This window comes from Firmicutes bacterium HGW-Firmicutes-1 (genome assembly GCA_002841625.1).
Classification (GTDB): domain Bacteria; phylum Bacillota; class Clostridia; order Lachnospirales; family Vallitaleaceae; genus HGW-1.
On the sequence record PHAG01000003.1, the window covers coordinates 74,107 to 87,388 of the forward strand.

General features: G+C 33.3%; 13 protein-coding genes and 1 riboswitch. All 13 genes read right to left on the reverse strand.

Annotated features, from left to right (window positions below; genetic code table 11):
* Positions 1-9: 9 nt before the first annotated feature.
* Positions 10-1,170, reverse strand: a complete 1,161-nt coding sequence (gene pstA / locus CVU84_05040; protein PKM95569.1) for a phosphate ABC transporter, permease protein PstA — start codon at positions 1,168-1,170, stop codon at positions 10-12.
* A gap of 25 nt (positions 1,171-1,195) precedes the next feature.
* The gene (gene pstC / locus CVU84_05045; GenBank protein PKM95570.1) at positions 1,196-2,101 is read right to left on the reverse strand and encodes a phosphate ABC transporter permease subunit PstC; all 906 of its coding nucleotides are present in this window, start codon (positions 2,099-2,101) and stop codon (positions 1,196-1,198) included.
* A 96-nt stretch (positions 2,102-2,197) separates the two neighbouring features.
* Positions 2,198-3,073 carry a hypothetical protein gene (locus tag CVU84_05050; GenBank protein PKM95436.1) on the reverse strand — a complete coding sequence of 292 codons (876 nt, stop codon included), beginning with the start codon at positions 3,071-3,073 and terminating at the stop codon, positions 2,198-2,200.
* Positions 3,074-3,288: 215 nt separating this feature from the next.
* Positions 3,289-3,651, reverse strand: coding sequence for a YccF domain-containing protein (locus tag CVU84_05055; protein ID PKM95437.1), 363 nt, complete (start codon positions 3,649-3,651; stop codon positions 3,289-3,291).
* Between the two features lie 134 nt (positions 3,652-3,785).
* Positions 3,786-4,208: a hypothetical protein gene (locus CVU84_05060; GenBank protein PKM95438.1), complete on the reverse strand. Its 423-nt coding sequence runs from the start codon at positions 4,206-4,208 to the stop codon at positions 3,786-3,788.
* A 237-nt stretch (positions 4,209-4,445) separates the two neighbouring features.
* A complete protein-coding gene (locus tag CVU84_05065; protein ID PKM95439.1) occupies positions 4,446-4,823 on the reverse strand; it encodes a hypothetical protein in 378 nt (125 codons plus the stop codon).
* An 80-nt stretch (positions 4,824-4,903) separates the two neighbouring features.
* On the reverse strand, positions 4,904-5,665 hold the full coding sequence (locus CVU84_05070) for an ABC transporter (GenBank protein ID PKM95440.1): 762 nt from the start codon (positions 5,663-5,665) through the stop codon (positions 4,904-4,906).
* Between the two features lie 8 nt (positions 5,666-5,673).
* Positions 5,674-6,726, reverse strand: coding sequence for an iron ABC transporter (locus CVU84_05075; protein PKM95441.1), 1,053 nt, complete (start codon positions 6,724-6,726; stop codon positions 5,674-5,676).
* Between the two features lie 20 nt (positions 6,727-6,746).
* Entirely contained in the window at positions 6,747-7,673 is a 927-nt protein-coding gene (locus CVU84_05080; GenBank protein PKM95442.1) for an ABC transporter substrate-binding protein, read from the reverse strand.
* Between the two features lie 122 nt (positions 7,674-7,795).
* Positions 7,796-7,983, reverse strand: a riboswitch (cobalamin riboswitch).
* Positions 7,984-8,028: 45 nt separating this feature from the next.
* Positions 8,029-9,177, reverse strand: coding sequence for a hypothetical protein (locus CVU84_05085; GenBank protein PKM95443.1), 1,149 nt, complete (start codon positions 9,175-9,177; stop codon positions 8,029-8,031).
* A 55-nt stretch (positions 9,178-9,232) separates the two neighbouring features.
* Complete coding sequence (locus CVU84_05090) at positions 9,233-11,509, reverse strand: hypothetical protein (protein PKM95444.1); 2,277 nt, start codon at positions 11,507-11,509, stop codon at positions 9,233-9,235.
* Positions 11,510-11,540: 31 nt separating this feature from the next.
* Complete coding sequence (locus CVU84_05095; protein ID PKM95445.1) at positions 11,541-12,353, reverse strand: ZIP family metal transporter; 813 nt, start codon at positions 12,351-12,353, stop codon at positions 11,541-11,543.
* Positions 12,354-12,563: 210 nt separating this feature from the next.
* Positions 12,564-13,280 carry a purine-nucleoside phosphorylase gene (gene deoD, locus CVU84_05100; protein PKM95446.1) on the reverse strand — a complete coding sequence of 239 codons (717 nt, stop codon included), beginning with the start codon at positions 13,278-13,280 and terminating at the stop codon, positions 12,564-12,566.
* Between the last annotated feature and the right edge of the window lie 2 nt (positions 13,281-13,282).

Consider the following 13,282-nt stretch of genomic DNA (forward strand, 5'->3'; position numbering starts at 1 on the left):
TCACCCACCTTAATTTATTTTAGAGTATTTTCTTGTTATGAATTTTGATAAAACATTAAGAACTAGAATAATGGCAATAACAACTGTTCCTATAGCACATGCCATTTCAATATTACCTTCTTCTTTTGCTACGTTATAAGCTTTTACAGTTAGCGTAGCTCCGTTTGAAAAAATACTATTTGGAATAGTTGCTACTGTGCCTGCTGTAAGTAATAATGCAGCTGATTCCCCAACAATTCTTCCAATACTTAAAATAATAGCAACTACAATACCTGGAATCGCACTTGGCAAAACTGCATTTTTTATTGTATGAAGCTTCGTCGCTCCCAATCCCAAAGAACCTTCTCTATAGGACAAAGGTACCGCTTTTAAGGATTCTTCTGTTTGTCTTATGATCACTGGTAACAATATAATACTTAAGGTTAGTGCACCTGCTAAAATTGAAAAACCAAGTTTAAGAAATGCTACAAAGAACAGCATTCCAAATAATCCATATATAATAGATGGTATACCTGATAAGCTTTCTGTCGCAAAACGAATCAGTGTTACCATGCGTCCTGCTTTTGCGTATTCAGTCAAATAAATCGCTGCAAAAATACCAATTGGGCAAGCAATTATGAGGCATAAGCCAATCATCATTAAGGTTGTTACAAGCATTGGAAAAACACCTTCACCTGCTCTCGTAACCTTTAATGTAAGCGTTTCACCTTCTTTGTTAATCATATCATTTATTTCAGCTAATGATACACCCTTTACATTTGTTTTTCCTATTTTTTTTACAATATCTCCTTTTTTCATCTTGAATACTTCACCAGTAGTCAATTTCCCCTTACTTACTAGAGAGGCTGATTCAACATTTGTTATAATCGCTACCTCTTCACCTTCTATTTGCTTTAGTTCAAAACTCACACCAAGTTTATTTTCTTTACCATTTTCTATAGCTTCTACCTTAACATAACTCGTTTTGGAGTCGTAATCTGATGTTAAAAAGTCGATCCTTAATTTATCCATACCATTCATAAAAACAAATCCAATAATATACAATAGAACACCAATCGTAAAAGCTGTAGAAAGACCAATAAGAAAATATGCAAGTATATTCGTTGTCTTACCCTTGGAAGTTTTTTCTTTTAGAGATATGTTTCCCTTATTGATATAAGATCGTTTCATAATATCTTGTTCCATTTTATCACTCCTATTTCACATTAATACGTGATACCATTCTACTAAGTAGGATGTTAATGACAATAATAAAAATAAATAAAACTGCGCCTGTAGCAAATAGCATTTCTTGGTGTAATCCAAAGGAATATCCCATTTCCATAGCAATATTTGTTGTTAACGGCCTTACCTTATCCCATATGCTAAAGGGCATTCCTGCAATTGGATTACCTGCAACTAGCATTACTGCCATCGTTTCTCCAATAGCTCGACCAATTCCAAGTACAACAGCTGCTAATATTCCAGACCTCGCTGCTGGTAGAATTACTTTAAAAATAGTTTGTACTTTAGATGCTCCTAGTCCATAAGAGCCTTCTCTATATGAATTTGGCACTGTGCGGATTGCATTTTCAGAAATCGTAATCACTGTTGGCAATATCATAATTGTTAATACAATAATGACTGCAAGTAGCGATTGTCCTTGTGATTGTGGTGATATCTTCATAACATGAGGCACGATAATTCCCAATCCAAATACCCCATAAATAACAGATGGTATTCCTGCTAATAATTCAACTGCTGGCTTCACGATTTTTTTAATAGGCCTTGGTGCGATTTCCGAAATAAAAACCGCTGTTAGTATACCAATAGGAACCCCTATCAAAATTGCTCCTGAAGTAGCAAATACTGATCCAACTATCATAAATAAAATACCATATTTTGCATCAGCTGGATTATCACTTGGTCGCCACTCAGTCCCCGTTAAGAACTGTATTAATGAATATGTACCTTCCTTATTACTTGGAACAAATGGTTGTAATCCTTTATAAAAAACAAAAAAAGTTATCGCAATAACACTAATAATCGCTATACAAGCATTTATAAAAAACCATTTTTCAAAAATGAATTCTAAGAAATCTCTTTTTTTGTTTGCCTTCATTGTAGTTTTATCTTGAACCATTATTTCACTCCTTACACTTGATGATAGCCAAACAATTTAGTCAATTGTTTGGCTTCTCAAAGTATGATGTATTCGTTATTTTACTGGAATGCCACCACTTTCAGTTACAATTACTTGACCTTCTTCTGATAAGATGAAATCCATGTATGCTTGTGTTGCTGTGGTCATGTTTTCTTCATGATAAATCATTAAGAAAGGTCTTGATATTTTGTAGGTTTCTGCTAATACATTTTCAACTGTTGCTTCTACGTCATTCACTGAAACTGCTTTTACTGTCTCATCAATGGATGTAAGTGAAACATAACCAATCGCTTGTGGATTACCTGCTACTGAAGTTTGAACATTCCCATTTCCTTCAGCGATCATTGCATTTGCTGTTAACTCTTTTTCAAACTCTAAAAGCTCTTCAAATGCGCCTCTTGTACCTGAACCATCTTCTCTAGATACAACTACGATTACTTGATCTGCTCCACCAACTTCTGACCAGTTTGTTATTTCACCTTTGTAAATTGCTGTAATTTGTTCCATTGTTAGAGCCTTTACCGCATTATCTGGATGCGTAACAACTGCAATGCCATCATATGCTACAACAACTTCTGTTAAGCCCCATGTTTTTTCTTCTTCTTTTAAATTTCTTGATGATGCACCAATAGGTGTAACTCCTTCATGTGCGTTCTTAACACCTGCTGATGATCCAATTGCTTCATATGAAAAACCTGCTTCTGGGTTAATTGCGATAAATTCTTCTCCCGTAGCATTTCCAATTTTTTCTACTGATGTTGATCCTGATATTGCTACTTCACCACTAATAGTTGTTTCGCTTGGTGTTTCTGTAATAGCTTCTGGTGTTTCTTCTGGTGTTTTTGTTTCTACATCTTTCCCACATCCAACAAATGTCAATACCATAGTAGCTGCTAATAATAATCCTAATAATGATTTCATTTTCTTCATAATATCCTCCAATGTTTTACAGGTTCTTTTTTTATTTAATTCATGTCATTAATATATCATTCTCTAGTTAACACCATATAATGCAAATGTTAAGTTCATGTAAAGTCGAAAATTGCAATTTTAATAAATAAAACACCCAAAGTTATATACCATGAGTGTTTTTATACTTATTATTATTTTTTTAAACCAATCAATTTATTCATATCGCAGTAAATTTATTGAATTTTAGCTCCGAAAGGTAAAAGGGCTAATTTTGCTAGCTTTAGATGTTGTAACCCAAAAGGTATTCCAACTATGGTTATACATAAGATTCCTGCAAAGATCAAATGACTTAACGCCAATTCCCATCCTAAAAAAATCAACCAAATAATGTTTCCAATGAGACCTCCTGCACCAAACTCTCCGATTTGAACATCTCTCCCAAATGGAGCTAGAACCAAACCCGAAATTTTAAAGCATTGTAAACCAAAGGGTATTCCAATTACTGTTACGCAACATAATAACCCACATATGAGCCATTCAATAGCAGAAATAAACCCACCAAAAATAATCCATAAAACATTTCCTAAGCAACCCATGTTAGCATCTCCAATCAAGTTATATATCTACTATTCTTAATATGCTGTACTTCTCAAGAAAATCGGCTGCGCCGAGTTAAAACTCTCGTTACGCATCTGCCGCTTTTCCAATTGCATATGCAGAACTTTCCTTGTCAATAAAAAAGCACCTTTAATGTCCAGCTAATTACAAGTAAAATGCAAACTAAAAATCCATATCCAGCAAGAAACTTTCCGAATTTTAAAGTGACTTTTGCTTTTAATAATCCCATTATATTAAAAATAGCTGTAAACACCATAAGTAAGTAAACCAAAAAACCAACTCTATTATATCTTAATGCATCCGTAAAATTAAAATTCTCTAGGGAAATAAAGCTTCTTGTTAGGCCACAAGAGGGACATTGAAATCCAAAATTAGTTCTATAAAAACATTTTCCAATCTCATATTTTTCCCAATTAAATACACTGATATAAGCAACGTCTCTTTCAACAAAAGCGATTGCAGCAATAAACAGAACTCCTAATATAGCCAATAATGAAAGCATATGTAATGTTCTAATGTTAATCCATCTTTTCAAAGTATTGATTCCTTTTTCTTTTATTTCATTCTCACTCCTAGAAAATCGACTGCGCAGCGTTAAATATCTATTTATACGCAGCGTTAAATATCTTTGTTATTTATACACCGAGTTAAAACTCTCGTTACCTATCTGCCGCTTTTCCAATTGCTTATGCAGAACTTCCTTATCTAATAAAAAAATAACCGCATCCATTTTTATGATACGGTTGATTTTTCAATTGTCAATTTACTCGTACTAATCTTCTAAAAAGTCTTCAAAATAGTTTTCATAATCATACTTGTAGTCAAATGATGGTAATGCTATGCTTATAATGGTAAGTATGATAGCTAAAACTATCGCAATGATTCCAAGTATGAATCCTGCTTTTGCCATACCTTTTCCAACTGTTAGATCTTTGTTGGCATTTAAAAATAGTATTGCAAAAACAATTGCTAATGCACCTAATATAATCATACCAACTACTGTACAGCAGCATCCTGGGAAGAATGCAGTAATCCCTAGTACTAGAGATGCAATACCAAACCCCTTTTTATTAATAACTGGTGTGTCAGGTGTAACATCAACATACGTTTCAACAACTTGTTCATTTTCTTGATCATTAAATTCGCTCATAAGTCGCCCTCACTTTTTTATTATTCGTTGACATTATACCAAATTTTTACCTTTTAATCAACATAAGGGTCTGTTTTATTTTAATATATAATTATACTATTTCCATTGATCTCAACAATTTTAGCATCAATGCTATAAACTCTACGTATATTTTCTTCCGTCAATACCTCGTTTGCTTCACCAGATGCATAAATTTCACCCTCACATAGAAGTATTACATGATCACAATATTTCATCGTTAAATTAAGATCATGCATCACACATAAAATGGTTTTATCCTCTTCAGTACTTAATCTTTTGGTCAAATTAAGTATATCAAGTTGATGATGTATGTCTAAATGAGACAAAGGTTCGTCTAATAATAAAATATCAGTTTGTTGAGCAATTGCTCTAGCCAATATTACTCTTTGGAGTTCTCCACCACTTAAGGTATTCACATCTCTTGTTCTATGCTGAAGAAGATTCGTTTTTTCCAGGGCATGTTGAACAAACTCTTTATCCTGTTGTGTAAAATTTCCAAGTCCTTTTATATATGGATACCTTCCCATAGCAACAATCTCTTCAACAGAAAATGAAAGTTCTATATTGAAGGTTTGAGGAACCATTGCCATTTCTCTAGCTCTCGTTTTTTCTTTTAAAGATGTAACATCTTGTCCTGAAATCCATATTGTTTTTTCAGGAGTTTTTAATAAACTGGCAATGTGCTTTAACAAGGTTGTCTTTCCTGAGCCATTCGGCCCAATAATTCCATAGAACCTACCTTTTTCGAATTCATGTGTAATGTCTTTCAGTATTTTTCTATGATCATAAAAATGCTCTAATTGCTCTATTGAAATGGACATATCATCACCTACTGTACGATCAATTTTTTATTTTTATATAACAATGCCAAGAAAAAAGGAACACCAAAAAGTGCAGTTATAATACCAACTGATATTTCGGCATTTGGCAATATACTTCTTGCTATGGTATCCGCTACAACCATGAAAATTCCACCTAAAATCGTAGAAATAGGAATAAGCACTTTATGATTAGCACCCACAACAAGTCTTGTTGCATGTGGAGTGATTAGCCCCACAAATCCAATAATACCACAGGTGGAAACAATAACAGCAACCATCAATGATGCTACCACTAACAATATCCTTTTAACCTTTTCAGTTGATACTCCCAAAGTCAATGCTTGCTCTTCATTCACCATGATCATATTTAATTCTACATAATACTTATAGATCACTATGAATGCAATTATAACGATTGCTCCTAAAAATCCAAGCTTAAGCCAACTAGCATCTCGAAAACTACCCAGCGTCCAAAAATATACACTCTCTATCTTTTCCTTATTAAACATCATTAATAACGCTATAAGAGAAGCTATAAAATAATTAATTGCAATGCCTGCAAGAATCAAAGCAATTTTAGGCAAAGAATTTTTATTCTTTGCAATAAAGAACACAAAAACCATCGTTGTAATAGCACCTAAAAATGCAAACGTACTCACAGATCCAAATGCTAAAAATCGATTGGAAATTGGAAAAAGCATCGCTATAGTAGCTCCCAATGCAGCCCCAGACGATATACCAATCAAATATGGGTCCGCCATGGGATTAGAAAAAACCCCCTGATAAACACAGCCTGCAGCAGAAAGCCCCATTCCAACAAATAGAGCTAGGATAATTCTAGGAAGTCTCAAATTCATAACTATGATAATATGTGATTCCTTAATTCCATCAGCATGAATAAGCTGATTTAACCCTGGAATATGGCTCCCAATTATTTTTATGCAATCATCAATTGAGATAGAAACCGTTCCAAACATAATGGAACCCACAGTAACAACAATTAATATAAATAGCATGATTGATATTTTGTATGCTAATTTTATGTCACGCCTTATTTTCATTTTTATCACTCTTTTTCTAATTATTTAAAGGCCTCTGGATGAAAGATTTGAGCCAATACCTTTATTGCTTCAACTGTTCTAGGTCCTTGTCTAAAGAAAATATTTTCATCGACTTCATATAGCTTGCCCTCTTTTACAGCAGTAAGTTCTTTATATCCTTCTAATTCAGAGATTTGAGCCTTCGTACCAAAGTATTTTGAGCAGATTAAAATATCTGGGTCTTTGTCAAGCAACTGTTCAATACTATACATCCAGTTACTACCATCTGCTGCAGCATTTGTTGCTCCCGTTTGTTCCATGAGCTGCCCAATAAAAGTATCTCCTGTCGCTGCAGAGTCAAACTCACCAAAACCAATAACAAAATATGCAGTTGGCTGATCAAGCCCCTGTACCTTCGATATGATTTGCTTAATATCAGTTTTCATGTTGTTCGTCAATTCCATAGCCTGATCTTGTACATTGAAAACAATTCCAAGCTTATCAATATATTCATAGACTCCATCAACATTTGTATCTGCATCTAATACCAAAACCTTTAATCCTTGTTCTGTTAGAGTTCTTACTATCTCTTCACTTGCCATAGAAGATAGCAGAATCAGGTCTGGATTACTTTCTACAATGCTTTCAATATTTAAATTAAACAAATCCCCCATATCTGGAATTTCTTTGGTATCATCAGGATAATCGCAATAAATAGACCTACCAATAAGCGTATCCTCCACTCCTAAGGCATACATGATCTCTACCAACTCTGGTGAATAAGAAATAACCCTTTCAGGCTCATTTTCCAATATGATTTCATTACCAAACTTGTCCATCACTTTTAATGGGTAGGTGTTATCCACTTCCTGTGGTTTCTTATCCTCTATAGTTTTCTTGTTATTACAAGCTGAAAATAATAATGATAAAGTCAAAATGCTTAATAAAATGATTAATAATTTCTTCATGTTTTTTCCTCACTTCTTTGTTTGTATATTATTTAAAGCCATCCCACATAAGTGGTATGGCTTTGAACGCTTAATAGTAATAGCCTAAATAAAGGCTTTCAATATACGCTTTCCCTCCGAAAGTATGTGATGTTATACATGGCAGGTTTCCTGACTTATGGCTCATAACCAAGCTCTAACCTTCTCAGTCTCCCAATGGTATTTTTAGATCTTGTGGCCATATACAGTAGCGGGGGCTGTAACGAATTTACATCGTTTTCCCTTTTAACTTCAATAATGATAATGAAGCACCAATGTATGCTCATATTAAATTTTGTTTCTAATTCTCTCACCTTTTATTATGCTTGTCAAGTTACTATTTATAAAAGACTACCACTACTGACGTTTGATTCGCATGTCTTATATATTGTTCACCAAAGCTAATAAATCCGAATCTATTGACATCTTCACCAAAAGCGTCTTGAAATATTGTTTCGTATTGCTTCTCTTTATTCCCGCTATGAATGCCATCTCCTAATAGTTCAACATATCTATGCGCACACATAATTTCAAAGCATCCTAATACATTATGTGCATGAATTGTTTTCTCTAGCTTACTTATAACATCCTCAGTCGAATCTATGATTGAAGTAGTTCTTAATATATGTATATTTTCATTTGCCTCAACAGTACATGAATTTCTTATATAACCCTCTTCAGTAATCTTTTGAGGTGTTCTAATGAAAATTTGGTTGTCGTGTCCTTCATAACCAAAGGGATATTTTGAAAACATTTGATCCATTTCAATATTTCCATCATCCATTAGGGTGCTCACTCTTTCCTTGTAAACCTTACCTGCCAATTCACCTTCAAGCTTTTGAAGTGTTCTTCCCACTACTCTTGTAGTTTTTACTGTGATGCCGGTTTTTTCAACGCTTTGAATTTTTGCAATTGCATGCTTTATTTTCATTTTAGCAATCAGTAGAATTGCCTCATGAGAATACACCTTACCATTATAAAAAATATCTGATTTTTCAAACTGCAAATTATCACTTGCCGAACCACCAATGATATCAATATGGGTCTTAACTTCTAAAGTTTTCATAAGATGCTCTTCCTTCTCTAGAAGTGAGCATATATGAATAAATCCTACGTAGTCTTCTTGATTTAAATATCTTAGGGGTTTCCCAAAAACTGAATTTGATTTTTTAAATAAATCAAATACACCTTTTGCAATATCATCAAGATGAATTAATACTGAAATAGTTTTCTCAACCTCATCTTCATCATAAATAACGAGTAAATTTTCATTCTTCCTCGTTGCCCCACAAATGATTGTACCAGTAAGACCACCAATTACTTCCACACCTTGAAAAAAATCATAAACCTTTTCATTCACATATGCTGCATCAATATTTGGACAACAATACAACATAATTAATTTAGGTTTTTTAATAATATCAAGTGCTTCCAAAAAATATTCTATTGTATTTGCTTGCTCAATAGAAAAAGTATAGCTCCTCATATTTTATTCCCCTTTTTTTATCCTATTAAATCTCTTATAAGTCAAAATTAACAGTCTACTTATGCACATCATCATTTATGTCAGATGAAAGTGGTAGCATAATCGCAAATGTTGTCCCCTCTCCAAGGATACTATGAACCGATATTGAACCATTGTGAGATACAATAGTACCATAGATCGCCGCTAAACCTAAGCCTGTTCCTTTTCCAACTTCTTTCGTCGTAAAAAAGGGCTCAAATATATTTTTAATAATGGATTTATTTATTCCAAAGCCATTGTCTGATACCTCAATTTTAATATAATTACCTGTCTCCAATATGAATTCCTCTATCTGACAGTTTTCTTTTATTATAGTCGCATTGCTAGTTGATATACAAATATTCCCTCCATTAGGCATTGCATCTCTAGAATTTAGGCACAAATTAATAAACACATTTTGAAGTTCCGTAGCATCTGCTAAAACAATATCTTTTTCTGCAATAAAGTCAAGTTCAAAAGATATTTTTTTGTCTATCGTCATTGATAGAATTTCAAAAGCATTACAGATACACTCATGTACATTAATATGATTTTTAAATAAACTGTCTTTTCTAGAAAAAGCCAAAAGCTTTTTCGTTAGATCAGCAGAACTTCTAACCGAGTACAGAATTTTATTACAATACTCATTGATCGTAGCATCTTGAGATTTAAGCTTAATCAATTCCGCATATCCGCTTGCTGCCATTAAGATATTGTTAAAGTCGTGGGCAATACCTCCTGCAAGTTGTCCAACTGCTGTCATTTTTTCAGCTTGTCTTAATCTTTCCTCTAAAAGGTTTCTTTCAGTAATATCTTGTAGTGTACCTATAATACTGATTATTTTTCCGTTATCATCATAATTCTTTGTTGCAATAACATGAATCTTTTTTACACCTTGACTAAAGTGCATAAAAAACTCTTCCTCATATTGATCATTTAATAAAAGGCCATCACTAAAGCCTCTGAACCTGTTCATTTGTTCTTCACCGATTATTTCTTCTAACCTCATAAGTGTATATTCGTTCTCAACATAACTAAATCCTAGTATTTGTAGCGCTTCATCAGATAAAAATATTGTTTCTTGTTCAAAATCATAATCCCATCCTCCAAGATGAGCAATTTTTTGAGCTTGCTGTAATCGTTTTTGATTTTTTATTATGTTTTGCTCATTTTCTACACTTGATGAAATATCTTGACTAATTCCTACTGCTCTGAGTACATTTCCCTCATCATCATATTCGATAACCTTACCTGTACTTTTCATCCAAATAGTTTTGTTTCTTCTTGCACTATAAACCCTATATTTAACCAAAAAAGAATTTTTACCCAAAAATCTAATTCTATTAATTTCCTGTAAAAACAATGCAACATCTTCTCTATGAATATTTGTTATATGTTCAGCTAACGTAAATTGTTCATTGGACTCCCTACTCAAATTGTACTCGTCTATATAACTTCTAAACGTTATTCTATCAGTTTTAACATCATAGTCCCAGACATCTATGCCGCCATTTTTTATACCTATTTCTAGCATTTGAGCTAGCTTCTTAATCTCATCTTGGGCTAGCTTTTGTTGATTAATGTCTTGATAAATACCTAATAACATAGTTGGTTTTAAGTCTTGATTATTAATCAAGATCGCTGTCTTTCTCACCCAAATATATTTTTTACTAATACCATGATAAAACCTAAATTCACATTGACATTCTTCATGTTCCACTATTTTTTCAAATAGCTCCTCAACGCTTTTTTTATCTTCCGGATGAATATTATTCCAAAAATAAGTTAGGATATTCTTGTTTTTTTCTGTCGCACCAAATAATTCATACCAAAAGTCGCTTACAACTTGAGTGTTCGTATCATAATCATATTTAAAAAAAGCTATTTTTGCAGATCGTGCTGCCATATTATTACGAAGGACTTCTTCATTCAAATGCTTTTTATTCATGTATTCTTCTGTTGCATCTATTATTAATGTCACAAATCTTCCTATTTCATAAGAATAGGCATGAACTTTAAAGCATTTATCAATAGGTTTTATATACATTTCAAAATACTTTTCAACACCCTTTTGCGTTATCTCTCCAAATAGTTCAATCCATTTGTCTTCTATATCAGGAATGATTTCCTTGATTGTTTTACCTACCATTTTACTTTTTTCTATCCCTACTAGTCTTTCAAAAGCAGTATTAAGATCAGTAAATCTATAATTAATTGGTAATCCTTCTTCATTTAAAATTATCTCATGATCAGCTACTCCAATAAACTCATTGCTAACTAGCCTTTCATATATCTCCAAATGCTTTAGTGACATCCTATTACCTCACTTAATTAAAAAAGTTTATTTAGCCCAATGCAACATCCAATATCATCATTATCGTAAATCCTAGCATTGCTCCCATTGTTGCGATGTGCGTATTATGATTTGCTTGAGATTCTGGAATAAGCTCTTCAACAACTACAAATATCATTGCACCTGCAGCAAACGCAAGTGCATAAGGTAAAATCGCCCTCATTGAAATAACCGCAATAGCACCAATCACCCCTGCAATTGGCTCAACTATACCTGATGCTTGACCATACATAAAACTTTTTCTTCTTGAAAAACCCTCTCTACGTAGTGGCATAGATACTGCTGCACCTTCTGGGAAATTCTGTATACCGATACCAATTGCTAATGCAATTGCTCCTGCTAGTGTAGCTCCTTCAATATTACCCGTAACAGCTCCAAAGGCTACTCCTACAGCTAGGCCCTCAGGAATATTGTGCAAAGTAATTGCAAGCACAAGTAAAACACTTTTTTGTAAATGGCTCTTAACACCCTCTGCATTCTCTATTGGTTCACCAATATGAAGATGAGGTAAATACCTGTCAACAACCCTTAAAAAAACTCCACCTAATAAAAATCCAATTGCAACGACAAGCCAAGGTGGCAATGGACCTCCCTCTGCCATATCAATCGCCGGTGCCAGCAAAGACCAAAAACTTGCAGCAACCATTACCCCTGCTGCAAAGCCTAACATCCCATCTAAAACCTTTTGATTCATTTCTTTCATAAAAAAAACCAAAGAAGCTCCAAGTGCAGTTAAACCCCATGTAAAAAGCGTTGCAAAAAGAGCTTGTAATACTATATCAAGGCCTCTAAACCATTCATACATAATGTATTCCTCCTATAGTGATAATCTCTATTATTATATCAGGAAAATTAAATAATTATCAAATATTATTTTCCCGACTAAATCATATTTTGTAGTATTAACATACCATAAATATCCAATTTTATAAAGATTTATTTTCTGTTTATAGCATAAAAATACGCATTAATTGTAATAAAAAAAGCACCTTATAGGTGCTTTTTAGTAGTTGTTTTATTCTGCTAATTCTAATGCAATTGTCATCATCTTTGTAAATGCATTTTGACGTTCGTCACTCGTTGTTAATTCCCCACTTACCAATGAATCTGATACAGTTAATAGACATGTTGCTTCTTTATTTAAAATCTTAGCATTCGCAAAGAGTGCAAATGATTCCATTTCAACTGCTATACATCCATGTTCATCTCGTATGTTTTTAAAGGAATCAAAATCTTGGCGATAAAAAACATCAGAGGAATGTATACGTCCTCTATGAATTGGTATATTTAAACCACTAGCAACTTGAACTACTTGATCATTTAATGACTTTGTAGCTTCCACAACGTCCTTCTCATATCCACTTTGAACTTTAGCATATGTAGATTCAGACCAGCAGTCATCTACGAGTAGAACATCATATAAGTTTAAATCCTTTGAGTATGCTCCGCATGAACCAATTCTAATAATCTTCTTAACATCATAAAAAGCAAATAATTCATAAGAATATATGCCAATACTTGCCATTCCCATGCCAGACCCCATTACAGAAATTCGTCTACCTTTATACGTTCCAGTATATCCAAGCATATTACGCACTTCATTAATTTGTGTAACATTTTCCAAAAAATTTTCAGCAATAAATTTCGCTCTTAAAGGATCACCTGGCATTAAAACCGTTTCAGCAATCATACTTTTATCTTTAAGCTCAATATGTGGTGTAGGAATTCCCATTA